Raw genomic sequence first — 24,573 nt, 5'->3', positions numbered from 1 at the left:
GGCCGTGTCGTGCCGCCCCGACGGCCCTGTTCCCCCCTCACCTCATCCCCGACTCAGGAGAACCACAAGCGTGAACGCACACCAGCCGCTGCCGCGCCGCCGCATGCTCGGCCTCGCGGCCCTGGGCGCCGCCGCGATCGCGGGGCGGACGACCATCACCGCGGCCCCCCGGGCGGCCGCCGCCACCGCGAGCGGCGGCCTCGGCGGCACGTTCGTCCCCGCCGTCGTGGTCGGCACCGGGTACGGCGCGGCCGTGACCGCCCTGCGCCTCGGCGAGGCAGGAGTGCCCACCCTGATGCTGGAGATGGGCCGACTGTGGAACCGGCCCGGCCCGGACGGCAGCATATTCTGCGGGATGCTCAAGCCCGACAAGCGCTCCAGCTGGTTCAAGACGCGCACCGAGGCCCCGCTCGGTTCCTTCCTGTGGCTGGACCTCGTCAACCGGGACATCGATCCCTACGCGGGTGTGCTGGACCGGGTCGACTTCGACCAGATGTCCGTGTACGTGGGACGCGGTGTGGGCGGGGGCTCGCTCGTCAACGGCGGCATGGCGGTCACGCCCCGGCGCTCCTACTTCGAGGAGGTGCTGCCCCAGGTCGACGCCGACGAGATGTACACCACGTACTTCCCACGCGCCAACGCCACCCTGCGGGTCAACAGCATCGACCAGGGCTGGTTCGAGCGGACCGACTGGTACCGGTTCGCGCGCGTCTCGCGCGAGCAGGCCGGGAACGCGGGCCTGAGGACCACCTTCGTGCCCAACGTCTACGACTGGGACCACATGCGCCGGGAGGCCGACGGCTCGGCGCCGAAGTCCGCGCTGGCCGGCGAGGTCATCTACGGCAACAACCACGGCAAGGTCTCGCTCGACAAGAGCTGTCTGGCGGCCGCCCTGGGCACCGGCAAGGTCACCATCGAGACCCTGCACCAGGTCAGAACGATCCGGCAGGGGAACGACGGCACCTATCTGCTGACCGTCGAGCAGAAGGACGCCGACGGCGAACTGCTCGCGACCAAGGAGATCGCCTGCCGCCACCTCTTCCTCGGCGCCGGCAGCCTCGGCTCCACCGAACTGCTGCTGCGCGCCCGGGAGACCGGCACCCTGCCCGGGCTCAGCCCCGAGATCGGCCGCGGCTGGGGCCCCAACGGCAACATCATGACCGCCCGCGCCAACCACGTGTGGAACCCCACGGGCGCCCACCAGTCCTCGATCCCCGCCCTCGGCATCGACGACTGGGACAACCCGGCCGGCCCCGTCTTCGCCGAGATCGCCCTGCTGCCGGCGGGCATCGAGACCTGGGTCAGCCTCTACCTGGCCATCACCAAGAACCCGGAGCGCGGCACCTTCGTCTACGACGCCGCCAAGGACCGCGCGGACCTGCGCTGGACCCGGGACCAGAACACGCCCGCCGTCGCGGCCGCGAAGTCGCTGTTCGACCGGGTCAACGCGGCCAACGCCACCGTCTACCGGTACGACCTGTTCGGCAAGCAGATCAAGGCCTTCGCCGACGACTTCTGCTACCACCCGCTCGGCGGCTGCGTCCTCGGCAAGGCCACCGACGCCTACGGCCGCGTCGCCGGCCACAGGAACCTCTACGTGACCGATGGCTCGCTCATCCCGGGCAGCATCGGCGTCAACCCGTTCGTGACCATCACGGCGCTGGCGGAGCGCAATGCCGAGCGCGTCATCAAGGAGGACGTCACGGCCTCCTGACACGCGGGGAGGGGCGAGGCCCCCTGCCCCTCCCCGCGGACCGGCGAGCGCTCCGCCCGCGGTGGGCGGGCGAACCCGAACCGAAAGGGAATGACCCCGTGAACTCCCCGCTCCCCGAGGACAACGGCCTGTGGGTCCGCCGGTTCCACCCGCGCCCCGACGCCCGCGTCCGGCTGGTGTGCCTGCCCCACGCAGGGGGCTCCGCCGGCTTCTACTTCCCGGTGTCCCGGTCCATGCCCGAGGACATCGAGGTGCTGTGCGTGCAGTACCCCGGCCGCCAGGACCGCCGCGGCGAACCGCTCCTGGACTCCGTACCGGCGCTCGCCGGGCAGGTCTACGAGGCGCTGCTGCCCTGGACCGACCGGCCCCTCGCTCTGTTCGGCCACAGCATGGGCGCCTCGCTCGCCTACGAGATCGCCCGGCGGCTGGAGCGGGAGCGGGGCGTCTCACCCGCCGCCCTCTTCGTCTCCGGCCGCCCCGCCCCGTCCGCACACCGCGAGGAGACCGTCCATCTGCGCGACGACGACGGCCTGGTCGCCGAGATGCGCGCGCTGAGCGGCACCGACCCCCAACTGCTGGGCGACGAGGAGGTGCTGCGGATGGTCCTCCCGGCCGTCCGGGCCGACTACCGCGCCGCCGAGACCTACGTCTGGGCACCCGGACCGCCCCTGAGCTGCCCCGTGACCTGCCTCGTCGGCGACGACGACCCCAAGGTCACCCTGCCGGAGGCCGCCGCCTGGTCCGAACACACCGCAGGCCCCTTCACCCTGGAGGTCTTCCCGGGCGGCCACTTCTTCCTGGCCCGGCACCAGCCGGAGATCATCCGGCTGATGACCTCCCGGCTGGCGGCGCCCGCCCCGCGCTGAGCGCCGCGCCGGCGCGGTCAGCGCAGTCGCAGCGCCTCGCGGACCGTGGTGAACAGGTCGGTCTGGTCGGTGACGCCGAGAACCCGGTAGGCCAGCGGCCCCTGGGCGGCGATGCGGACCTCGGTGCCGGTGTGCTCCTGGGACTGCCCCGGGGTGTTGGTGGAGTAGTTCACCTTCAACTGGCCGCCCTCGTCGGTGACCAGCGTGGCGGACAGTCCCGGCGGGGTGGCCTCCAGCGGCACGATCTGGCTGGTGTGACCGTGGTCGGCGGTGGTCACGACGAGCGTGTCGGGGTGCGTGGCCGCGTAGTCGCGGGCCACCTTCACCGCGCGGTCGAAGGCCGCGGTCTCACCGATCTGGCCGCAGGGGTCGGCGGCGTGGTCCTGCTTGTCGATCGAGGCGCCCTCGACCTGGAGGAAGAAGCCCTTCTTGGAGTGGTTCGCCCTCTGCTTGGCCTCCAGCAACCGGATCGCCGTGGCGGCGGAGTCGGCGAGGCTCGGGGTGGTGGCGGGACGGTTCGGGTTGGCGGTGACGCACCGCTGCGGGGCCGTGCCGCCGACCGCCGCGGCCTTGCCGGTCCACTCGGTGGGCACATTGCCCGGGGCGAAGAGACCGAGGACCGGCCGGCCCGCCTCGGCCGCCTTCAGGGACGCGTCGTCGGTGACGACCTGGTAACCCAGCTCCCGCGCCTGCTGGGTGACGGTCCTGCCCTTGTACTTGCCCTCGGTGATCGTCTGGTCGAAGCGCTGCCTGCCGCCGCCGAGCAGGACGTCGACCTGGTGACCGACCTCCTGCTCCGCGATCGAGCCCGGTCCGCCGGCCGCGATCGTGTCGCTCGGGCACTTGGCCATGTCCGCCGGGCCCTGGCAGGAGCGGTCGGTGGCGTGGGCGGCGAGCACGGCCGGGGTGGCGTCGGTGAGTTCGGCGGTGGTGACGTCGCCGGTGGCGTATCCGTTGCGCTGGGCCAGCTCCAGGAGGGTGCGCACCGGCTTGTCGGTGCCCGGGGTCTTGGAGATGCGCCCGTTCACCGTCTTCACACCGGTGGCCCAGCCGGTGCCGCTGGCGGCGGAGTCGGTGACGTAGTCGGGGCTGCCGTCGGCGTGCACCGCGTACGTGGTGTAGGCGCCGGTGAGCGGGAACCGGTCCATGTTCAGGCGGCCGCCCGCGCCCACGGTGTAGTCACGGGCGAGGGTGATCTCCGAGTCGCCCATGCCGTCGCCGATGAGCAGGATGACGTTCTTCGCCTGTCCGCCCTGGATCGCCTTCCGCGCCTGCTCCTTGGAGTCGAAGGCACCTGCGGAGGTGGTGACCGCGACGGCGGCCGTGGTCGCGGCGACGAGCGCGGTGGCGAGCGTCAGACGGCGGCGGGTGGCTCTGTGCATGAAATGACTCCTCGGGGCGTCCGGTGATCGGCCGCGTCGGCCGAACGGGCATCAGATCACCATGCGCCGGCAAAGCAGGGGTAAACGGCCGGTCGTGTGCGCGTAGCCGCGTCATGACGCCCGTGCCCGGAGGGCTCCGTGGTGAACAAGGCCCCTTCGGGCACGGGCGGTTACGGCGCTCATGCCACAACGGGCTCCGGCTGCGGGCGTGGTGCGGCGAGGCGTCCGCTGCGGGCGAGCGCCGCGACCGCCGTGGCGCAGGCCGCGCCGGTCGCGGTCAGGGCCGCCCAGGTCAGCCACGTGGCGTCGAGGCGCCGGGTGTGGTCCCAGAGGGCTCCCGTACCGAGGTTGCCCAGGGTGATGCCCAGGCCGGAGACGGTGTTGTAGAAGCCGTAGTGGGTGGCGACCAGGCGGCCCCCGGACAGGGCGACGACCGTGTCCATCTCGAAGGGATAGACGACCGAGGACCCCACGGCCAGCAGGACCACGGCCGCGACGAGCGCCACCAGCACGGCCGTCGGGGACTGCCGTGGGCCGAGGGCGAGCGGCACGAACGCGAGCCCCATCGCCGTTAGCCCGCGGACCAGGGCCGTACCGGGTTGCCAGCGCTTTCTGGCCCAGCCCGTCAGCCGGAGCTGACCCACGACGGCGACCGCCGCCGAGACGACGAACAGCCCGCTGGTGACCGCCGTGCCGCCGGCGCCGAGGAAGTCGGTCGCCGCGAGCGGCAGCGCGAGATACACCTGGAAGCCCAGCACGTACGAGCCGGTCATCGCCGCGGAGAAGAGCAGGAACGGCCGGTTGGCCACGACGCCGCGCCACTGCGCGAGCACACCGCCCTGCCCGCCGTCCCCGGTGGGCCGCGGACGGGCCGGCAGCGCGCGCCACTGCAACAGGGTGAGCAGGGCGAAGATGCCGGCCGCGACCGTGCACACCAGCCGGAAGTCGGCGGCCAGCAGGGCGAGTCCCAGCACCGGGCCGAGCAGCATGCCCGCCTGGTAGTAGACGTTGAAGGTGGCGAAGGCGTCCACCCGCCGCTCGCCTGCCTGGGCGGCGAGGTGGGCGCGCACCGCCGGGTTGAACAGGGCGCCGGCGAAGCCCGTCGCGGCGGACGCCGCGATCAGCGCGGGCAGGTCGTCGACCCAGCCGAGCAGGGCGAAGCCGAGGGTGCGCAGCAGGCACCCGGCCATGATGGGGATCTTCGGGCCGAGGCGGTCGGCGAGCGTGCCGCCGACGAGGAACATGCCCTGCTGGGAGAAGTTGCGCACGCCGAGGACGAGCCCGACCGCCCAGGCGGCCAGCCCGAGCTCGTCGGACAGATGGGCGGCGAGGTAGGGCATGAGCATGTAGAAGGCGAGGTTGATGGCGAACTGATTGGCCATCATCAGCCGTGCGCCGGGCGGGAAGGAGCGGGTCTGCCGCCACAGGTGCCTCACCGGGCGGCTCCCGCGAGGCCGGGGCGGCCGGAACCGCCGAGGGGGTCGGCGACGCGTGTGCACCGCGTCCAGCGGGTGACGGCGCGCTCCCCGCTGTGGGAGATCTCGTCGGGGTCGTCGGCGGGCGGATGCCCGAGGAGGTCGTGGCGGCGGCAGTAGGCGTCGTCGAAGACCGTGCCGACGTAGCGTTGCGGTCCGTCGGGGAAGACCGTGACGATCCGGTTCCCCGGCGGCAGGGTACGGGCCAGCCAGCGGGCGACGAGGGCGACGGCACCGACGCTCCAGCCGCCGGTGGCGTAGTGGTCGCGGGCCAGCAGGCGGGCGGCCCACACGGCTTCCGGTGCGGAGACCCAGTGGACCTCGTCGAAGAGGCCGTAGGCCACGTTGCGGGGGTGGATGCTGGAGCCCAGGCCGCGCATGAGCCGGGCGGCGGCGGGCTGGCCGAAGATCGTCGAGCCGGTGCTGTCCACCCCGACGATCCGCAGTCCGGGGAAGCGGCCGCGCAGCACGGAACCGATGCCGGCCGAGTGGCCTCCGGTGCCGACGGAGACGACCAGGGTGTCGACGCGGCCCAACTGGGCGACGAGTTCCCGGGCGAGCGGGGCGTAGGCCGCGACGTTGTCGGGGTTGTTGTACTGGTCCGGGCACCAGGCGCCCGGATGGCCGGCGAGCAGTTCCTCGACGCGCCGCCGCCGGGCCTCCTGCCAGCCGCCTTCCGGGTGGGGCTCGGTGACGAGGTCGACCCGGGCGCCGTGGGCGGCGAGCAGACCGGCCATCAGCGGCTCCATGCCGGGGTCGGTGACGACGGTGACCGGATGCCCGTACGCCGCGCCGGCCAGGGCCAGGCCGAGGCCGAGGGTGCCGGAGGTGGACTCGATGACGCGGGCACCGGGCGCGAGCCGGCCGCTCTCGCGGGCGGCGCGGACCATGTGCAGGGCGGCGCGGTCCTTGATGCCGCCGGGGTTGTGGCCTTCGAGTTTGGCCCAGAAGCCGCGGCCGGCCGCGGCGAAGGGCGCGCCGATCCACAGGAGCGGGGTGTCGCCGACGAGGCCGGCGGGTGTGTGCGGTGCCGTGGGGCAGGGGTGGTTCATGGCGTGCTTCTCCTCCGGCCGGCGCGTCGAACCGCGGCCGGGCCGGTGTTGGGGGAGGGGACGGAGGTGATCGTTCGCCGGGCGGCCCGGATCGGACGGGCGCCGGCGCGGGAGCGATCAGGTCCGCCACACGCCGAGCAGGGCCCGCGCATGTCCGGGGGACGACGCGCGGGAGGCGCAGGGGGAGCGGCGCGGTACCGGCACCGGGACGGCCGCGGCGGCGTCGAGCGGCCCGGCCGGGGCGGCGGCCGCGAGCGGCGGGTCCACCGGTCCGGCGTCGCGCGGTGGCTGGGCGGTCGGCTCGTCCAGACCCCAGCAGTGAGCCTGGTGATCGGGGGACGGCGCGCCCGGCCCGGCCGACACCAGGACGTCGGCGCGCTGGGCGGGTCCGGCGGCCGGGCCGTGACAGCAGGCGAAGACATGCACGAGCGTGATCAGCAACAGGGCGACCACCGCTCCGGCCCACGGCAGGGAGCGGCTGCTGCGCCTCTCTGACTCGGCTCGCATGAACGCGGAGCGTAGTCGGCCGGGAGCGGTCGGTTCCGGTCAGTGGGGAGGGATCACTGGATCAGGTGAAACGGCGGGTGTGGTCAGGCGCTCGGCAGGCCCGCCGCCTCCGGCTCCGGCTCGCCGTGGGCGGCGGCGTCGGTCAGGCCGAGGCGGAGGTGTTCCACGTGGTAGATGGCCTGGTCGATGAGTTCCGCGACGTGGTTGTCGTAGAGCGAGTAGACGATGGAGCGGCCCTTGCGGGTGCCGACGACGAGGCCGAGGTTGCGCAGCAGGCGCAACTGGTGGGAGCAGGCGGACTGTTCCATGCCGACCTCGGCGGCCAGTTCGGTCGCGGGCAGCGGGCCCTCGCGCAGCCGGGCGAGGATGAGCAGCCGTGAAGGGGTCGCCAGGGCCTGGAGGGTGGTGGCCACCTTGGCGGCGCTGGCCGCGTCCAGACTCCTGCGGGGGACGCGTCCTGACGGCTGTGCGGCTCCATGACGCTGCGGAACCGACAAGCTCCCCGGCGTCGATCACGCCGCCCGACTCGCCCTGCTGCGGGAGGCGTTGGCCCGCCTCGGGCGGGTCCGGGCGACGGGCTGCCTGGACGCCTGCGAGCACGCGAATGTGATCGTGGTCCAGCCGTCCCCGGCCGGGCGGGCCGCCGGCGGGCGGCCCGTGTGCCTCGGCCTGGTCAACGACACCGAGGCCGCCGCCGACATCGCCGCGTGGATCGCCGCCGGCGGCCCGGGCCTGGCGGACCCGCCCGGTGTGCTCGACCTGTACGAGTTCAGCCCTTCCCGGCGCGTCCGCCAGGCCGTGGAAGGCTGACGGCCGCCGCCGGGGGAGCGGCCCAGGCGGCGGCCCGGGGTCAGACCCGGACGCCGAACATGAACGGGCCGCCGATGGTGTCCATCGACTCGTACCGCACGACCGTGCCGGTGCGCGGGGCGTGCAGGATCTGGCCGTTGCCCGCGTAGAGGCCCACGTGGTGCAGGTCGTTGAAGAAGAAGACCAGGTCGCCGACCTGGAGCTGGCTGCGCGTGAGACGGGTCCCGATGCCCGACTGCGCCTCGGAGGTGCGCGGGATGGAGACGTCGGCCTGCGCGTAGGCCCAGGAGGTCAGGCCCGAGCAGTCGAAGGAGGAGGGGCCGGTGGCGCCGTAGACGTACGGCTTGCCGATCTGGCTCTGGGCGGCGGAGAAGGCGGCGGTGGCCCGGCCGGAGGCGGAGCTGTGGTTGCCGAGGTCCACCCGCTCGGTGGAGGAACGGTCGGCGCGCTGCTGTTCGGCGGCGAGGTCCGCCTTCTCCTTGGCGGTCAGGGTGTTGAGGATCTTCTGCGCCTCGGCGAGCTTCCCCTGGACCTCCTTCTTCTTGTTGCCCAGTTCCGTGCGGGTGGCGGCGAGGTCCTTGAGCTTCTCGGTGGCCTCGGCGCGCTGCTGGGCGAGTTCACGCTGCTTGGCCTGGATCTTCTTCAGGGCCTCGACCTGCTGGCCGCTCAACTGGTCCAGCGTGGACGCCTTGTCCAGGAAGTCGTCCGGGTCGGCCGACAGGAAGAGCTGCACCGAGGGGTCGATGCCGCCGGAGCGGTACTGCGCGGTCGCCAGCGAACCCAGGCCGTCGCGCAGCGCGTTGAGGTCTTCCTGGCCCCGCGCGACCTCGTCCTGGATCGTGGATATCTCCTTCTGGAGCTTCTCCTGCTTCTCCTTGGCACCGTTGTACTTCTCGGTGGCCTGCTCCGCCTGCTCGTACAGCTTGTCGACCTTCGCCTTGACCTCGTCCTTGCCGAGCTTCTCGCTCGGTGCGGCGTTGGCGGCGTTCGCGCTGAGAACGACGGCAGCGGCGGCTGCGGTGGTCAGTACGGTGACACGCGTGCGGCTCGGCTGCTTGGGTCGACGATGGGACGCCACAGGGGCGAACTCCTTGCTCCTTCAGCCGCCTGCCGGCACATCGGTGGGCGGCGCCCGCCGCCGTCGCTCCCTCTGAGCGATCACCAACGGGGGTTGGAACTAGACCTTAATGACTTCCTCACGGTTAGATCAAATGTTTGCATGGAAAGGCCCGTTCGCCGCCTCAGGCGGCCAGCACGGGCCGGGCCGCCGCCTGGCGTTCGGTGCGCAACCGCTCCAGCAGGACGTCGGCTGCGGCGAGGGCCTCGTCCACCGACCGGGTGCCGGTCATCACGCACAGCGTGTACGAAGTGTCCTCCAGCTCCCGGCTGGAGTGGCCGGTGGGCTGAAGGTCATGGCGGAAGCGGGCCTCGGCGAAGCGGGCCAGCAGCGCGCGCAGTTCCTTCTCCGCAGGCAGCAACACAGCGACATCCCTCTCTCGGTGGGCGGGCACACGGCCCCGGCCGGGACCCCGCGAACAGGTCCTTCGGCGCTTCGTGTGCCCGCGAACGATCACCGTATGCATCGGGAGCGAACCCCTGTGCCACCAAGGCGGGTAGCGGCCGCGCGCCGGGCCGCCCGCCGTCAGCCGACCCTGATGCCCACGATGCAGGTGTCGTCGTCGGTGTCCGACCTGCTGTACGTGAGCAGCCGGTCCAGCTGCTGGTCCAGGGTCCGGGGGCCCGAACGCGCCGTCTCCAGCAGATGCGACAGGGACTCCTCCACCGAGCGGTCCCGGCGCTCGATCAGCCCGTCGGTGTACATCAGCAGGGTGTCGCCCGGGGCCAGCCGCACCTCGGTCTCCTCGTACTCCGCCTCCGGCAGGGCGCCCAGCAACAGGCCCTTGAGCCTCGGCAGCGTGGTCGCCTCGCCCGTGCGCACCAGCACCGGCGGCAGATGACCCGCCCGCGCCCAGCGCAGCGTACGGCGCTCGCCGTCGTACAGACCGCACACGGCGGTCGCGGTGACCGCGCCCGTCAGATGGTGGGCGACGATGTTCAGCCAGGACAGCAACTGCGCCGGACCGGCCCCGGTGACGGCCAGGCCGCGCAGCGCGTTGCGCAGGACGACCATGCTGGTGGCCGCCTCGATCCCGTGCCCGGCCACGTCACCGACGCACAGCAGCACCAGCCCCGAGGGCAGCACCACGGCGTCGTACCAGTCGCCGCCGACCAGGTGTTCCGTCTCGGCCGGCCGGTAGCGCACCGCCACCTGGAGGCTGGGCACGCGCAACGGCGCCTGGGCGGGCGGCATGATCGCGTGCTGGAGCTGGAGGGTGAGCCGGTTGCGCTCGACGGCCTGCTGCTCGGTGTGGGCGAGCTGGTCGCGCGTCGCGGCGAGGGCCACCTCGGTCCAGTGCTGGGCGGAGATGTCCTGGTAGGCGCCGCGCACCCCGAACAGCTGCCCGGCGGTGTCCAGGACCGGTTCGGCGACCACGCGCATGTGCCGGGTGACACCGTCCGGCCGCCGCAGCCGGAAGGCGGCGGACGCCGGCCGGTGCTGGTGCAGCAGGGTGCGCAGGAACCGCCCGATCTGCACGGCGTCGTCCGCGTGGGAGTAGGCGGGCAGGTCCTCCAGCGGCACCGGGGAACTCGTGGGCGGGCGGCCGTAGAGGTCGAACATCTGGCCGTTCCAGGTGATCTCGCCCGTCAGCAGGTTCTCCTCGAAACCGCCGATCCGGCCGAGCCGCTGGGCGTGCTGGAGCAGGCTCGCCAGCCGGGCGGCCTCGTCCTCGATGCGCCAGATGAGCAGCACGCCGGAGCCGTGGCGGCTGATGCTGATGTCGGCGACCGCGGACAGCGGCACCTGGTCGACCAGCGCGGTCAGCCGCATCCGGTGCGCGCGGAACGGCTCGCCGGTGGCGTAGACCCGCTCCACGCGCTGGAACAGCTCCCCGGTGCCCGCGGCCATCGGGTAGGCCTCCAGCAGCAGGGCCCCGCCGACGACGGCCCGCGACCTGCCCGCCGGGTCGAGGAAGCGGCTGTTGACGTGCTGGATGCGGAAGTCTACGAGCCGCCCGTCGTCACCGAGGTGCGGCACCAGCACCAGGGCCGGGTCGTGCAGCCCGTCCGCCAGGTCCATCAGCTCCGCCACGTCCGGCACCACCCGCGGTCCCCAACTGGTCCCGGCGGAGGGCACGAAGCCCTCCAGGGTGTGCGCGCACAGTTCGGCGAGGGTCTCCACCTGACGCACCACCGGGCGCGGCAGCGGCTCCTCGGGCCCGGGCCAGGCGATCTCCAGCACGCCGTGGATCCGGCCGCCCGCGCCGGCGGGTACGGCGATCCGGGCGCCGTCGGGGTGGTCGCGCCGGCCGATGGTGGGCAGCCCGGACTCGGCGACGGAGGGCAGCCACTGCCCCTCGGGCTCCGTCAGGCCGCGCCGGGCCACCGTGGCCACGTCGGGCGGGACGTAGCACCAGCGGGCCGCCTCGGCGGGGGTGAAGCCGGCGCTGCCGGCCAGCGCGAGCGAACCGTCCGAGCCGGCCGCCCAGATGGCCACCGCGACGGCGCCGAGCGGGCGCAGGGCGTGTTCGAGCAGTGAGTCGGCCATGGCCTGGGCGTCGTGGGCGGCCAGGACACCGCTCTCGGCGGCGCGCAACCGCACGGCGGCGGACTCCTCGGTCTGGCCGGTGGGGTCCGCGGCCGTGGACAGGAAGGCCTCGGTCACCTCCGCGACCCGGTCCTGGGCCGCCTGGTTGATGACGTCCACCGCGAGTTCCAGTGAGGTCACCTGCGCCTGCTCGGCCAGTTCGGCGAGCTGCCGGCCGGCCTGGGCCGGGCCGCAGCCGAGCCGCTCGACCAGGATGCCCTTGGCCAGTTCGATCAGTGCCCGGCCCTCGGCCTCGGCCTGCGCGGTCCGCACCTCGCGGCGCAGCCGCTCCACGGTGGCGGCGAGCCTGCCCACCGGGGAGGTCGCGGACACCTCGGCCGCCACGTCGTCCACCGGGGACAGGGGAGCGGGCACACCGCTCGCCGCCTCGGCCGTGCCGGGCTCGGCGGATGGCTGGATGTTCACCGGGGTACTCCTCGGCCTGCGGAAGGACGGACGCGCGGTGCCGCTGCGGGCCTCATGCGGGCAGCCAGCGCCGGACGCAGGCGATGAGGTCGCGGGTGTCCACCGGTTTCGTCACGTAGTCGCTGGCCCCGGAGGCGAGGCTCTTCTCCCGGTCGCCGTGCATCGCCTTCGCCGTCACGGCGATCACCGGCAGGTCGGCGTACTGCGGCATGCGGCGGATCTCGGCGGTGGCGGTGTACCCGTCCATCTCCGGCATCATCACGTCCATCAGGACCAGTTCGACGTCCGGGTTGTTCACCAGCGTCTCGATGCCCTTGCGGCCGTTCTCCGCGTGCAGGACGCGGAAACCGTGCAGTTCGAGGATGCCGCTGAGTGCGAACAGGTTGCGCGCGTCGTCGTCGACGACCAGGACGGTACGGCCGCGGGTCTGCTCGTCGACCAGGTCGGCCGGAGCGTGCTGCAGCTCCTCGCCGCGGACGAAGGTGAGGACCTCGCCCGGCTCCTCGGCCGACAGGTGCAGGGCGATCCGCTCCCGCAGCTCGTCCAGGCTGGAGAGGTACTCCAGCGAGCCGCCCGGTTCCGCCGGCGGGTACTCGGCGCGGTGGGAGCTGTGCACCAGCACGGGGACGCCGGCGAGGTCGCCGTGCAGCGCCGCCAGGAAGCGGGCCGACTCCCCGTCCGGGCTGCCCAGTTCCACCACCACGCAGTGGCAGGGTTCGGCGGCGAGGGCGCCGGCCGCCTCCTGGGCGCCGACCGCGGTGATGATGTCGACCGGGATGCCGTCGGCGTGACCGTGGTCCATGTCGCCGACGACGCTCTCGGCGACCAGGGTCAGCAGACCGCGCGGGCGTTCCTCCACCACGAGCAGTCTGCGGGCGCGCTGCCGCTTGGCCGCGACACGCGGCGGCGACGCCTCCAGCTCACGCGGGGGCGCGGCGGCCGCCCGCTCCGCCGCGTCCGGTTCGGCGGTCTCCCGCACGCCGTGCAGGTGCTCGTCGAAGTCGGGCCGCGCCACGGGCAGGAAGAGGGTGAAGGTACTGCCCTTCCCCGGGACGCTGTCGACGGTGACGGCGCCGCCGAGCAGATGGGCGATCTCCCGGGTGATGGACAGTCCGAGCCCGGTGCCGCCGTACTTGCGGCTGGTGGTGCCGTCCGCCTGCTGGAACGCGCCGAAGATGCTCTCCAGCTGCTGCTCCGGGATGCCGATGCCGGTGTCCTTCACCCGGAACGCGACCACCGCGCCCCCGCGCACCACACCCCGCGGCACCTCGTCGTCGGCGGCGGGCTCGACGCGCAGTTCCACCCCGCCCTGCTCGGTGAACTTCACCGCGTTGGACAGCAGGTTGCGCAGGATCTGGCGGAGCCGGGAGTCGTCGGTGAGCAGGTCGGCGGGCGCGCCGGCCGACGTGGTGACGGTGAACCCGAGGCTCTTCTGGGACGTCATCGGCCGGAAGGTGGCCTCGACGTACTCGATGAGCTGGCGCAGCGAGACGCGCTCGGGCGTCACGTCCATCTTGCCGGCCTCGACCTTGGACAGGTCGAGGATGTCGTTGATCAGCTGGAGCAGGTCCGAGCCCGCCGAGTGGATGATGCCCGCGTACTCCACCTGCTTGGGGGTGAGGTTGCGGGAGGGGTTCTGGGCGAGCAACTGGGCCAGGATGAGCAGGCTGTTGAGCGGGGTGCGCAGCTCGTGGCTCATGTTGGCGAGGAACTCGGACTTGTACTTGGAGGCGAGCGACAGCTGCTGGGCGCGCGCCTCCAGCTCCTGCCGCGCCTGCTCGATCTGGAGGTTCTTCCCCTCGATGTCGCGGTTCTGCTCGGCGAGCAGCGAGGCCTTCTCCTCCAGTTCGGCGTTGGAGCGTTGCAGCTCCTCCTGCCGGGCCTGCAACTCGGCGGAGCGGGCCTGGAGTTCGCTGGTGAGGCGCTGGGACTCCTCCAGGAGTTCGTCGGTGCGCGCGTTGGCGACGATCGTGTTGACGTTGACGCCGATGGTGTCCACGAGCTGCTGGAGGAAGTCCCGCTGGACGGCGGTGAACCGGGTGACGGAGGCCAGCTCGATCACGCCGAGCACCTGCTCCTCGAAGAGGATGGGCAGCAGCAGCAGCGCGGTCGGCACCACCTGTCCGAGACCGGAGGAGATGGTGACGTACCCCGGCGGCAGCTCGTCCACCGCGATGGTGCGGCGGCTGCGCGCGGCCTGGCCGACCAGGGAGCGGCCGAAGGAGATCCGCTCGGGCCGGTCGTCCCCGTCGGGGCGCCCGTACGAGCCGACGAGCCGCAGCTCGGGCCCCGCGGCGCCCTCCTCGGCGAGGTAGAAGGCGCCGTACTGGGCGGACACCTGGGGCACCAGCTCGTCCATGATCAGCTCGGCCACCACGCGCAGGTCCCGGTGGCCCTGCATGAGACCGGAGATCCGGGCGAGGTTGGTCTTGAGCCAGTCCTGTTCCTGGTTGGCCAGGGTGGTCTCGCGCAGCGACTCCACCATGGAGTTGATGTTGTCCTTGAGGTCGGCGACCTCGCCGGACGCGTCGACCGTGATGGACCGGGTCAGATCGCCCTCGGCGACGGCGCTGGCGACGTCGGCGATGGCCCGGACCTGCCGGGTGAGGTTCCCGGCGAGTTCGTTGACGTTCTCGGTGAGCCGCTTCCAGGTGCCGGAGACGCCCTCGACCTCGGCCTGGCCGCCGAGGCGTCCCTCGGTGCCGACCTCGCGCGCCACCCGGGTCACCTCGTCGGCGAAGGCGGACAGCTGGTCGACCATCGTGTTGATGGTCGTCTTCAGTTCGAGGATCTCGCCGCGCGCGTCGACGTCGATCTTCTTCGACAGGTCGCCCTTGGCCACGGCCGTGGTCACCAGCGCGATGTTGCGCACCTGGCCGGTGAGGTTGTTGGCCATGGAGTTGACGTTGTCGGTGAGGTCCTTCCAGGTGCCGGCCACATTGGGCACGTGGGCTTGGCCGCCGAGGCGTCCCTCGGTGCCGACCTCGCGCGCCACCCGGGTCACCTCGTCGGCGAACGCCGAGAGGGTGTCGACCATGGTGTTGATGACGTCGGCGAGCGCGGCGACCTCGCCCTTGGCCTCCACGGTGATCTTCTGCGAGAGATCGCCCTTGGCGACGGCCGTGGCGACCTGGGTGATGGAACGCACCTGGCCCGTGAGGTTGGAGGCCATCACGTTGACGTTGTCGGTGAGGTCCTTCCAGGTGCCGGCGACCCCCCGCACCTGTGCCTGGCCGCCGAGGCGTCCTTCGGTGCCGACCTCGCGGGCGACGCGGGTGACCTCGTCGGCGAAGGCGGAGAGCTGGTCGACCATCGTGTTGATGGTGCTCTTGAGTTCGAGGATCTCGCCGCGGGCGTCGACGGTGATCTTCTGGGAGAGGTCGCCCTGTGCCACCGCCGTGGCCACCTGGGCGACGTTGCGGACCTGGGCGGTGAGGTTTCCGGCCATGAAGTTGACCGAATCCGTCAGGTCGCGCCAGGTCCCCTTGACGCCCTTCACGTCCGCCTGGCCGCCGAGGCGTCCTTCGGTGCCGACCTCGCGGGCGACGCGGGTGACCTCGTCGGCGAAGGCGGAGAGCTGGTCGACCATCGTGTTGATGGTGCTCTTGAGTTCGAGGATCTCGCCGCGGGCGTCGACGGTGATCTTCTGGGAGAGGTCGCCCTGCGCGACCGCCGTCGTCACCTGGGCGACGTTGCGGACCTGGGCGGTGAGGTTTCCGGCCATGAAGTTGACCGAATCCGTCAGGTCGCGCCAGACCCCGGCGACGCCCGGCACCTGTGCCTGGCCGCCGAGGCGTCCTTCGGTGCCGACCTCGCGGGCGACGCGGGTGACCTCGTCGGCGAAGGCGGACAGCTGGTCGACCATCGTGTTGACGGTCTCCTTCAGCTGGAGGATCTCACCGCGCGCGGGCACGTCGATCTTCTGCGACAGATCACCCTTGGCCACCGCCGTGGCCACCTGGGCGATGTCACGGACCTGCGTGGTGAGGTTCCCCGCCATGGCGTTGACCGAGTCGGTCAGCACGGCCCAGGTGCCCGAGACCCCCGGCACCTGCGCCTGCCCGCCGAGCGTGCCCTCGGTGCCCACCTCGCGCGCCACCCGGGTGACCTCGGAGGTGAACACGGACAACTGGTCGACCATCCCGTTGAAGACGGTGGCGATGTCGCCCATGAGCCCGGAGGAGTCGTCCGGCAGCCGGGTGCCGAAGTCTCCGTCCCGGACCGCGGTCAGCCCCGCGAGGAGTCTTCTCAGTTCCTCGTCGCCCGGGACCGCGTCGGTCGTCCCGGTCGCCTTGCCGGCCATGCGCACCCTCATTCCGCTCCCCAAGAGCCCCATGGAGGGGCCCGGAACCAGCGCCGGGCACGCGGCCTGACCCGACGATCGGTGTGCATTTCCCCAGTTCACGGATTTACCCGACGAGGAAATACGCCGAAGGTTAACCCAGTTGCGCGGGCCCGCACAAAGCGACGGTCCGGCCCCGGACGCACCGCCGCGGGAGCCCGCCGAGTGCCCGGGCGGCCCGACGGCGGCCACGGCCGGTTCCGTAAGGTGGCCCCCGGCACTGCCGGGCGATCGAGGGAGGGGCGCGTGCCGCTGCACAAGGACGACCCGAGGTCCATCGGCGGCTACCGGCTGCTCGACCGGCTCGGGGCCGGCGGCATGGGCATGGTCTACCGGGGCAGAGCGCGTTCCGGCCGCGAGGTCGCCGTCAAGGTGGTCCACGCCCGGTACGCCCAGGACCCCGTCTTCCGCGCCCGGTTCCGGCAGGAGATCGAGGCCGCCCGCCGGGTGAGCGGCGCCTTCACCGCCGCCGTGGTGGACGCCGACCCGGAGGCGGAGACGCCCTGGATGGCCACCCAGTACGTCCCCGGCCGCTCGCTCGCCGCGCGCATCCGCGACCGGGGCCCGCTGCGCCCGGCCGAATTACGGACGCTGGCGCTCGGCCTGGTGGAGGCGCTGCGGGACATCCACCGGGCCGGGGTGGTGCACCGCGACCTGAAACCGGCCAACGTGCTGATGGCCGAGGACGGTCCCCGCGTCATCGACTTCGGCATCTCCCGGGCGGCCGAGAACCACCACACCCTCACCGAGACCGGGCAGGTGATCGGCACTCCGCCCTTCATGTCCCCGGAACAGTTCACCGACGCCCGTACGGTCGGCCCGGCCTCGGACGTCTTCTCGCTCGGCGCGCTGCTGGTGTACTGCGTCACCGGGCGCGGCCCGTTCGACGCCGACAGCCCCTACCTGACCGGCTACCGCGTGGTCCACGAGGAGCCGGTCCTCGACGGGGTGAGCGGACCGGTGCGGGCGGTGCTGGAGCGCTGCTTGGCCAAGGACCCCGCCGACCGGCCGGGGCCGCAAGAGCTGGCCCGGGAGTTCGCCGAGGCGCTGCCGGAGCCGTCGCCGGACGAACCGGCGACGATGACGCTGCGGCTGCCCGCCCGACCGTCCGGCGCCCCGACCGGCGCCGGACCGTCCGGCGCCCCGACCGTCGCGGTCCGCCCCCGAAGGCGCGGACCGCGGGTCCTGCTGGGCGTCGCCGGCGCGCTGGCCGCGGCCCTGACCGGCTACCTCCTGCTGGGGCCGCCGAGCGGCGACGGCAGCGCGCGGGCCGCCTCGGCGGCTCCCGCCGGGCGGTGGGCCGCGCTCCCTGCCGGCTGGCAGCCCTGGCAGACGACCGCGTCCGCGGTCGCCGAGAAGGGCGTGAAGCAGGCACCGGGCTACGAGGGGAACAGGGCGCCGGCCTGCGTGGCGGACGGCGGCGCCCTCTACTGCGCGGGCAGCGCGCTCCTCCCGGAACGGATCGACGCCACCACCGGGCGCACGCTGTGGCGCTCCGGCATCGCGCCCGCCGGAGTCCCGGCCGACCGGTACGTCACGAACGTCCTCGGCGCGTACCACGGCGAGGTGCTCGTGGAGCTGACCGTCACCGGCGAGGGCGGCACGGGCCGGTCGCAGTCCCTCCTCGCGCTCGACGGGGCGACCGGCAGCACGCTCTGGTCCCACCCGGTGCGCGTCGACAGCCCGGGCTCGGTCTACGCGGCCGGGGTGACGCTGACGCAGGAGGGCGACGGCAGCGCCGTGACCGTCCGCTCGGCGCGCGACGGAACGGTGCGCCGGACGATCCCCGTGCCCACCGGATACGACTGCTCCCCGCTCGCCGCGGGCGACCGCCCGTACGTGGAGTGCGTCGCCGCGGCCGAAGGCGTGCACACCTCGAAGTTCCTCGTCGTCGATCCCGCCGACGGTTCCGTGCGCACCCTGACGTCCCCCGCCCAGCAGCGGAGCTTCGTCGGCGTCCGGGACGGACGACTGGTCTTCGTGGAAGCCGACGACCGCCCGGTGGCCAACGGCCCCGACCTGATCTACACCCGGATCGTGCGCGTCGACCCGCGCACCGGCGAACGCGCCCTGACGCCGCTTCCGCAGCGGTACCGGGGCGGGATGCCGACCCTGGCCCACGGCACCCTGTACTTCGCCACCTCCAGCGGTCTGGTCACGGCCGTCTCGCCGGTGACCGGAGCCCGGCTGTGGCAGAGCCGTACGACCCTGGAGACACCGGGGCAGGCTTCGGTGGACCCGAGCGGACGCACCGTGTACCTGGCGGGCGGCAGCGGCCGGGTGGCCGCCCTCGACACCGGGCGCGGCACCCTGCTGTGGGAGTCCTCGGCCCGCGCGGAGGTGCTGGACAGCGGCCTGCTGCCCACCGTGTGGTTCAACAAGGGCGCCCTGGTGCTGGCGACCTCCGACGGCACCCTGTTCACCCTGGACCCGGCACACCCCGGACGGAGACCCGTCCCCGTGTGACCGCGCTCCCCGCCTCGCGGACGCGGGCCGGGGAACCGCCCCCGTCGCGAAGGACGTTGAAGCTTCCCCGCGGTATTGAACGATGATTCAATCCTTGCCGTGCCGGGGAACCCCCGGTATGGCAGCCCCGCGAGGATACGGAGGACCCTGCGGTGAACCTGACATGGATGCTGGAGGGGTCGGCCCGCGGCTGCGGCGAAAAGCCGGCCCTCGTGTCCGATCTGGGGTCGATGACGTACGCGGAGCTGCTCGCGGCTTCGAAGCGGGCCGCCGCCGTGCTGCGGGAGCGCGGGGTACGGCCCGGGGACCGCGTGGGGGTGATGACGTACAACACCCCCGCCTTCGCCGTGGCGGCGTTCGGGATCTGGCGGGCCGGGGCGGCGCTGGTGCCGGTCAACCACAAGCTGACCGCGCCCGAACTGGCGTACCTGGTAGGGCATTCGAAGCTGCGGGTCGCCGTCGTCGCGGAGGAACTGTCCGGGCGTATGCGCGAGGCCGCCCCCGAGGCCGATGTGCTCACCACGGACGACACCGGCGGCGGGGAGTTCGACCGGCTGGTCGCCGGGGCGCCGGAATGGGAGGGGGTGGAAGCCGGGCCCGACGCCGTCGCGCAGGTGCTGTACACCTCCGGGACGACCGGCGCGCCCAAGGGCTGTCTGCACTCCCACCGCGGGCTGTCCGCCGTGCCCGCGTACACCGCGGCCGCCGCGGGGCTGCGCCGCGAGGACCGGTTCCTGCTGGCCATGCCTATCTGGCACGCCTCGCCCCTGAACAACTGGTTCCTGTCGATGATCTACCTGGGAGGCACGGTCGTCCTCCTGAAGGAGTACCAGCCCCTCGCCTTCCTCGAGGCCGTGCGAAAGCACCGGGTCACGGCCTTCTTCGGTGCCCCCATCGCCTACCTCGCCCCGCTGAAGGCCCTGTCCGCGGCGGGGATCGACCCGTCCGGCTTCGGTCTGCCGAACGTGCGGCTGTGGGCCTACGGCGGGGCGCCGCTGGGCGCCGAGACGGTACGGACGCTGGAGGCGGTGTACGGAGCGGACCGCTTCTGCCAGGTGTACGGAATGAGCGAGATGGGGCCGGTGGGTTCCGTGCTCCGCCCGCACGAGCAGCTCGCCAAGGCCGGGTCGATCGGCGCGGGCGGCATGCCGGGCGTGGACATCCGCGTGGTCGGAAAGGACGGCCTGGACGTCGGAGCGGGCGAGATCGGCGAGCTGTGGCTGCGCTCGGCCACCCGCATGCTGGGGTACCTCGACGATCCGGAGGCGACGGAGCGCGCCTTCGCGGGCGACTGGTACAGGTCCGGCGACCTCGCCCGGGTGGACGAGGACGGTTACCTGTTCATCGTCGGCCGGAGCAAGGATGTCGTCATCACCGGCGGGGAGAACGTCTACGCGCCCGAGGTGGAGGAGGCGATCCTGCGGCATCCGGCGATCCGGGACGCCGCCGTCGTCGGGCGGCCGCACCCGGACTGGGGCGAGACCGTCGTCGCCGTGGTGGAGGCCGACTCGGCGGTGACGCTGGAGGAGTTGCGCGGGTTTCTCTCCACCAGGCTGGCGAAGTACAAGGTCCCCAGGGACCTGGTGGTGGTCCCGTCGCTGCCGCGTACTCCCTCCGGCAAGGTGCAGAAGCACATCCTGCGCGAACAGGTGCGCACCGGGGCGTGACCCGACCGGGTCCCGGGCCGGCCGACCGCCCGGTCGACCGGCCCTGACGCGTCTTCAGTCGGCCTGCCTGCCCGCCCTGACGATCGTCCCCTGGGCCACGGCGACCAGTTGCTCCTCCCCCTGCTCCGAGACGGCGTAGACCGAGCACTGGCACACGGCCTGCCGCCGCGTGGTGGCGGTCGCCTCGGCGCGGGCGACGACCTGATCGCCCACGGCGGGCCGCACGTAGTTGATCTTGTATTCGGCGGTGAGCGCGTCGCCGCCGAGGGCGAGTCCGCCGGCGAAGGTCAGCGCGTTGTCGGCCAGGTAGCTCAGGACTCCGCCGTGCACGAAGCCGTGCTGCTGCTGGATCTCGGGCCGGTTGGCGATGCGGATCTCGGCCGAGCCGGGCCCCACCGAGGTGAGTTCGGCGCCCAGGAACATGCTGAAGGGCTGGGCCTTGAAGATGCCGTGCGCGAAATCGGCGAGGTCCGTGGTCATGAGTGGTGTCCTGTCGTTCGGGGGGTGGCGGGGGTGGCCGCGTCCGGGTCGGTGAGCCGCTCGTCGATGGTCTGCTGGAACATCGCGAGCAGGCCCTCCGCCAGTCCCAGCACGTGGTGGTCGCTGCCTCCGTGGAGCAGGGTCCGCTGCACGTCCTCGGCGATGGCGAAGTCCTCCTGGTCGAAGACCGTGTCATTGGTGAACCGGAACCGCTTGGCCAGCGCGCTCTGCCCCGCGGACCCGGTGAAGTCGGCGTCGCGGTAGAGCATTTCGTGGGTCCAGATCGTGCGGTCCGGCGCCAGCGGCCAGAAGGTGTTGATGGACACGTAGTCCGGATGCAGGATGAAGAAGGTGTTGGGGAAGAGCGTGTAGTACACCGAGGCGTAGTCCAGGATGCGCCACTCCTCCTCCGGTTTCAGGGCGGTCTCGCCTATGTTGGTGCGCGCCGCGGACAGCCGGATGTGCGGTCCGTCCTCGTCGTGCGCGATCACCCCCTTCTTGAAGGCGAACGCGAGGGTGTCCCGGTGCAGGTACGGGACGTGGTAGCCCTCCAGATAGGTCTTGATCAGCAGCTTCCAGTTGGCCTCCTTGACCACCTTGGTCTTCTTGTACCGAACGAGCGAGGCCACGTCGAAGTTCACCAGATCCTCGTGGAACGTGCCGAGGAATCCGGGGATGTCGAGGGTCTCCCCGGGGGTGCGGCCGACCCAGATCAGTCCGCCGGACTCCGCGGCCGGCAGTTCCACCAGCCCGTAGTCGCAGGTCTTGACGCCGGGGAAGTCATGGGCGCGGGTGATGCCCTTCAGGGCGCCGTCGAGTCCGTAGACCCAGCCGTGGAAGGGGCAGATGAAGTTCTGCACGGTCCCCGCCGGCTGGTCGGCGAGGCGGGCTCCGCGGTGGCGGCACTGGTTGTAGAAGGCGCGGACCCGGCCGTCCTCGCCCCTGACGACGACATAGGGGAACCGGTCCCAGTCGCTGGTGAGGTAGGCCCCGGGTTCGCCGAGCGCCGAGGCGTGCCCCGCGACCAGCGGGTAGCGGGAGAAGGCCGAGGCGATCTCCCGCTCCAGGAGTGACGCGTCGGTGTACTTGGTGACCGGGATCGTGACGACGTCGTCGAGCATCTTCTCGTCGCGGCGCGTTTCGCGCAGCGCGAGAAGACGCTTGATCATCGCCACTTGTTCACTGTGCCGCATAAGGCCCCCGTCGCAGATCAAGCTCTGAATACTCGTTCAATTCATGGTACGGAGGGCGCCGGGGCGGGGCAACGACTTCCGGAGCACGGGACGGTCAGGAAGGCGCGCGGCCGAGGGCCCGCAGGCAGAAGTCGCGGATCTCGGTGACCAGTTGCTCGTCCGGCACCTCCGCCTTCTGCGAGACCTCCGGCGAGAGCCTGCCGACCAGCGCCTCGGATATGGCGCCGATGACGGCGCCGGCCGCGACCGCCGCGTTCTGCCGCGCGAACACCCCGGCCGCGACGCCGTCCCGGATGACTCCCTCGCACAGCTGCGCGTACTCCCGGCGGTACACCAGCCGTTCCCGCTCCACGGCCGGCGAGACCGGTTCGAAGAGCAGGGACCACGCCAGCCGCCGCCCGCGCAGGGCACGCCGGGTGAAGGTGTCGGCGAACGCCCTGAGCCGGTCCTCGGGACGTGCGGGCGCGGCATCCACCGCACCGCGCACGGCGGCCAGTTCCCGGCCCGCGGCACGCCGGAAGACCCGCGCGAGCAGCTCGTCCCTGCTGCCGAAGTACGAGTAGAGCGAGCCCGCGCTCACCCCGCACGCCGCGGCCACCGCGGCCACCTTCGCCCCGGCGAAACCCTCCCGGGCCACCAGCTCGTGCGCGGCGCGCACGAACGCCTCCTCCTTCGTCCGGGCGTGCTGCTTCGTACGTTCCGTGCGCCGATACACCATGGCGGGAGCTGGGCCTTCCGTGTTGCTGCCGGGAGGCAACAGTGAACCAGGAAGCGCCTGAGGGGTGCGGTGCGGCCCGGCGGCAGCCGACGCCGCTCCCCGGAGACAGGGCCGGCGCGGCCGGCACCGTCCCGGCCGGTGCCGCCCGCCTGGCGCGGGACCCGGTTCGCGGAGGATTCCGTCACGGGGCACGGCGACCAGGACGCCGAGCCGGTGCCGCGTGGGTCGGTGCCGCCGCGTAACACCGGACCGCCACCCTCTGCTCCGGACTCCATCGCTGTTCGACGGTGGCCAGCAGCTGCCAGCCGAGCCGCTCGTACAGAGCTGCCGCCGCGGTTTCGGAGGCCACCACGTCGAGCACCGGATGCAGGCCGCGATCCCGGGCCGCGGTGACCGCCCGCGCCATCAGCAAGGCACCGATCCCGTGACCGCGGGCCCATGGGGCGACGAACAAGCGGTTGACCACGGCGATCGCGTCGGTACCGACCCCCGCGCGGGCGCTCCACAGCCCGGGAGCCGCGTCCCCGGCGGTGCTGTGGGACAGGCCGAGATGGCCGGCTGGGCGGCCGCCCAGTTCCGCCACCCACGAGACGATGAGCGAGGGCGGTGTGAGCCATGCGGTCGGCGAGTCGGGCCAGTTCACCGGATAGCCGTCGTTCTCATGGACCTCCGCCAGCACCCGCACACAGTCGCCGAGGTCGCGATCGGCCCGCTGCCGGATGCTCGGTGGTGCGTCCGCGCCGGACAAGCTCTCACTCTTCACCGCCGCATGGAAACACAGGTGCGGCCGATCAGGGGGCGCAGGCACTTGATCCTCGGTCTCGCCGGTGTTCCTCCAGGTCGGTTGCGACTTCGCTCGCACGAGGGCCTCCCCTGAGGCCGCTCCGTCTCCTACGCTCATGCGTCGGACACGCCCTGGATCCGCTCCACGGCGCCGGCGGCTCGAAGGGAACACGCTCTGTGCGCACGTACGACAACCCTGTGATCAGCGGGTTCCACCCGGACCCCAGCGTGTGCCGGGTCGGTGACGACTACTACCTGGTGTGCTCCAGCTTCGAGTACTTCCCGGGACTGCCGCTCTTCCACAGCAAGGACCTCGTGCACTGGGAGCAGATCGGCAACGTGCTCGACCGTCCCGAGCAGCTGCCGCTGCCCCTCCCGGGCGCCAAGGCGTCCGGCGGCCTCTACGCCCCCACCATCCGTCACCATGACGGCCGTTACTGGGTCGCCTGCACCAATGTCGACGGCGGCGGCACCTTCGTCGTCTCCGCCGAGCGGCCCGAGGGGCCGTGGAGCGACCCGGTGTGGATCGATCTGCCCGGGATCGACCCGGACCTGGCGTGGGAGGAGGACGGTACCTGCTGGTGCGCCTTCTCCGGGCCCGGCGGCGGCATCAACCTGGCCAGGATCGATCCGGTCGGGGGAGTGGTGCTGGAGGGGCCCGTCCCCACGTGGTCGGGCAGCGGCCTCAAGTTCCCCGAGGCGCCGCACCTCTACCGCATCGGCGACTGGTGGTACCTGCTGATAGCGGAAGGCGGCACCGAACGCGGCCACAGCGTGTCCATCGCCCGCGGCCGCTCGCCCCGCGGCCCCTGGGAAGGCGCACCCGCCAACCCCCTGCTGTCCCACAGCGGCACCGCCCGCTCCATCCAGAACACCGGCCACGCCGACCTGGTCCAGGCTCCGGACGGGAGTTGGTGGATGGTGCTGCTCGGCGTCCGGCCCGGCGGCTTCACGCCCGACGTGCACGTGCTCGGCCGCGAGACGTTCCTGACCCCCGTGGAGTGGGACGAGGACGGCTCGCCCGCCGTCGCGCCCGTTCCGGAGCG

At 72.6% G+C, this 24,573-nt stretch carries 18 protein-coding genes and 1 pseudogene; 6 read left to right on the top strand and 13 right to left on the bottom strand.

What is annotated here, in order from left to right:
• Positions 1 to 103: 103 nt before the first annotated feature.
• Both FRZ03_RS10400 and FRZ03_RS10395 read left to right on the top strand, forming a co-directional pair.
• Positions 104 to 1,714, top strand: coding sequence for a GMC oxidoreductase (locus FRZ03_RS10400; RefSeq protein ID WP_146464873.1), 1,611 nt, complete (start codon positions 104 to 106; stop codon positions 1,712 to 1,714).
• Positions 1,715 to 1,812: 98 nt separating this feature from the next.
• A complete protein-coding gene (locus FRZ03_RS10395; RefSeq protein WP_146464855.1) occupies positions 1,813 to 2,580 on the top strand; it encodes a thioesterase II family protein in 768 nt (255 codons plus the stop codon).
• Between the two features lie 17 nt (positions 2,581 to 2,597).
• Here FRZ03_RS10395 and FRZ03_RS10390 read toward each other — a convergent pair whose 3' ends face one another.
• The 5 genes from FRZ03_RS10390 to FRZ03_RS10370 all read right to left on the bottom strand — a co-directional run bounded on the left by FRZ03_RS10390 (position 2,598) and on the right by FRZ03_RS10370 (position 7,493).
• Positions 2,598 to 3,962 carry an alkaline phosphatase gene (locus FRZ03_RS10390; RefSeq protein ID WP_146464854.1) on the bottom strand — a complete coding sequence of 455 codons (1,365 nt, stop codon included), beginning with the start codon at positions 3,960 to 3,962 and terminating at the stop codon, positions 2,598 to 2,600.
• Positions 3,963 to 4,141: 179 nt separating this feature from the next.
• Positions 4,142 to 5,398, bottom strand: coding sequence for an MFS transporter (locus tag FRZ03_RS10385; RefSeq protein WP_146464853.1), 1,257 nt, complete (start codon positions 5,396 to 5,398; stop codon positions 4,142 to 4,144).
• On the bottom strand, positions 5,395 to 6,489 hold the full coding sequence (locus FRZ03_RS10380; protein ID WP_146464852.1) for a PLP-dependent cysteine synthase family protein: 1,095 nt from the start codon (positions 6,487 to 6,489) through the stop codon (positions 5,395 to 5,397). The genes FRZ03_RS10385 and FRZ03_RS10380 overlap by 4 nt, the downstream gene beginning before the upstream one ends.
• Before the next feature lie 117 nt (positions 6,490 to 6,606).
• On the bottom strand, positions 6,607 to 6,996 hold the full coding sequence (locus FRZ03_RS10375; protein WP_146464851.1) for a hypothetical protein: 390 nt from the start codon (positions 6,994 to 6,996) through the stop codon (positions 6,607 to 6,609).
• 83 nt (positions 6,997 to 7,079) lie between these two features.
• Positions 7,080 to 7,493 carry an ArsR/SmtB family transcription factor gene (locus FRZ03_RS10370; RefSeq protein ID WP_398660065.1) on the bottom strand — a complete coding sequence of 138 codons (414 nt, stop codon included), beginning with the start codon at positions 7,491 to 7,493 and terminating at the stop codon, positions 7,080 to 7,082.
• Here FRZ03_RS10370 and FRZ03_RS10365 point away from each other — a divergent pair.
• A pseudogene (locus FRZ03_RS10365) lies at positions 7,480 to 7,806 on the top strand ((2Fe-2S) ferredoxin domain-containing protein); the annotation flags it as partial. The gene FRZ03_RS10370 and the pseudogene FRZ03_RS10365 overlap by 14 nt on opposite strands.
• Before the next feature lie 40 nt (positions 7,807 to 7,846).
• Here the strand turns inward: FRZ03_RS10365 and FRZ03_RS10360 are convergent.
• The 4 genes from FRZ03_RS10360 to FRZ03_RS10345 form a co-directional block, all read right to left on the bottom strand.
• A complete protein-coding gene (locus FRZ03_RS10360) occupies positions 7,847 to 8,884 on the bottom strand; it encodes a C40 family peptidase (RefSeq protein WP_146464850.1) in 1,038 nt (345 codons plus the stop codon).
• Positions 8,885 to 9,047: 163 nt separating this feature from the next.
• Entirely contained in the window at positions 9,048 to 9,287 is a 240-nt protein-coding gene (locus tag FRZ03_RS10355; RefSeq protein WP_146464849.1) for a DUF5133 domain-containing protein, read from the bottom strand.
• A 161-nt stretch (positions 9,288 to 9,448) separates the two neighbouring features.
• A complete protein-coding gene (locus FRZ03_RS10350; protein WP_146464871.1) occupies positions 9,449 to 11,827 on the bottom strand; it encodes a SpoIIE family protein phosphatase in 2,379 nt (792 codons plus the stop codon).
• A 103-nt stretch (positions 11,828 to 11,930) separates the two neighbouring features.
• Complete coding sequence (locus FRZ03_RS10345) at positions 11,931 to 16,181, bottom strand: HAMP domain-containing protein (protein WP_186785338.1); 4,251 nt, start codon at positions 16,179 to 16,181, stop codon at positions 11,931 to 11,933.
• Between the two features lie 285 nt (positions 16,182 to 16,466).
• Here FRZ03_RS10345 and FRZ03_RS10340 point away from each other — a divergent pair, with 285 nt between their 5' ends.
• Both FRZ03_RS10340 and FRZ03_RS10335 read left to right on the top strand, forming a co-directional pair.
• The gene (locus FRZ03_RS10340) at positions 16,467 to 18,686 is read left to right on the top strand and encodes a protein kinase domain-containing protein (protein WP_146464847.1); all 2,220 of its coding nucleotides are present in this window, start codon (positions 16,467 to 16,469) and stop codon (positions 18,684 to 18,686) included.
• 152 nt (positions 18,687 to 18,838) lie between these two features.
• A complete protein-coding gene (locus FRZ03_RS10335) occupies positions 18,839 to 20,353 on the top strand; it encodes a class I adenylate-forming enzyme family protein (protein ID WP_146464846.1) in 1,515 nt (504 codons plus the stop codon).
• Positions 20,354 to 20,407: 54 nt separating this feature from the next.
• Here FRZ03_RS10335 and FRZ03_RS10330 read toward each other — a convergent pair whose 3' ends face one another.
• From FRZ03_RS10330 to FRZ03_RS10315, 4 genes are all read right to left on the bottom strand, one after another.
• Complete coding sequence (locus tag FRZ03_RS10330) at positions 20,408 to 20,833, bottom strand: PaaI family thioesterase (protein ID WP_146464845.1); 426 nt, start codon at positions 20,831 to 20,833, stop codon at positions 20,408 to 20,410.
• Positions 20,830 to 22,002 carry an aromatic ring-hydroxylating oxygenase subunit alpha gene (locus tag FRZ03_RS10325; RefSeq protein ID WP_222443360.1) on the bottom strand — a complete coding sequence of 391 codons (1,173 nt, stop codon included), beginning with the start codon at positions 22,000 to 22,002 and terminating at the stop codon, positions 20,830 to 20,832. Before FRZ03_RS10325 ends, FRZ03_RS10330 begins: the two co-directional genes overlap by 4 nt.
• Before the next feature lie 118 nt (positions 22,003 to 22,120).
• Positions 22,121 to 22,684 carry a TetR/AcrR family transcriptional regulator gene (locus FRZ03_RS10320; RefSeq protein WP_222443359.1) on the bottom strand — a complete coding sequence of 188 codons (564 nt, stop codon included), beginning with the start codon at positions 22,682 to 22,684 and terminating at the stop codon, positions 22,121 to 22,123.
• A 241-nt stretch (positions 22,685 to 22,925) separates the two neighbouring features.
• Positions 22,926 to 23,507 (bottom strand): GNAT family N-acetyltransferase, encoded by a 582-nt coding sequence (locus FRZ03_RS10315; RefSeq protein WP_186785341.1) that lies wholly within the window; start codon positions 23,505 to 23,507, stop codon positions 22,926 to 22,928.
• 197 nt (positions 23,508 to 23,704) lie between these two features.
• On the opposite strand from FRZ03_RS10315, the gene FRZ03_RS10310 reads away from it, so the two are divergent.
• The coding region (locus FRZ03_RS10310; RefSeq protein ID WP_146464869.1) for a glycoside hydrolase family 43 protein at positions 23,705 to 24,573 on the top strand (869 nt) is incomplete at its 3' end.

The organism is Streptomyces misionensis, assembly GCF_007896895.1.
Lineage (GTDB): Bacteria > Actinomycetota > Actinomycetes > Streptomycetales > Streptomycetaceae > Streptomyces > Streptomyces misionensis_A.
Note: the sequence above shows the minus strand (reverse complement) of the source record. Positions and strands in the feature narration are given on the sequence as shown.

Coding starts and splice junctions, on each gene's coding strand:
- FRZ03_RS10345 (WP_186785338.1), bottom strand. CDS start 16,181: ATGGCCGGCAAGGCGACCGGGACGACCGACGCGGTCCCGGGCGACGAG.
- FRZ03_RS10375 (WP_146464851.1), bottom strand. CDS start 6,996: ATGCGAGCCGAGTCAGAGAGGCGCAGCAGCCGCTCCCTGCCGTGGGCC.
- FRZ03_RS10390 (WP_146464854.1), bottom strand. CDS start 3,962: ATGCACAGAGCCACCCGCCGCCGTCTGACGCTCGCCACCGCGCTCGTC.
- FRZ03_RS10400 (WP_146464873.1), top strand. CDS start 104: ATGCTCGGCCTCGCGGCCCTGGGCGCCGCCGCGATCGCGGGGCGGACG.
- FRZ03_RS10380 (WP_146464852.1), bottom strand. CDS start 6,489: ATGAACCACCCCTGCCCCACGGCACCGCACACACCCGCCGGCCTCGTC.
- FRZ03_RS10330 (WP_146464845.1), bottom strand. CDS start 20,833: ATGACCACGGACCTCGCCGATTTCGCGCACGGCATCTTCAAGGCCCAG.
- FRZ03_RS10325 (WP_222443360.1), bottom strand. CDS start 22,002: ATGATCAAGCGTCTTCTCGCGCTGCGCGAAACGCGCCGCGACGAGAAG.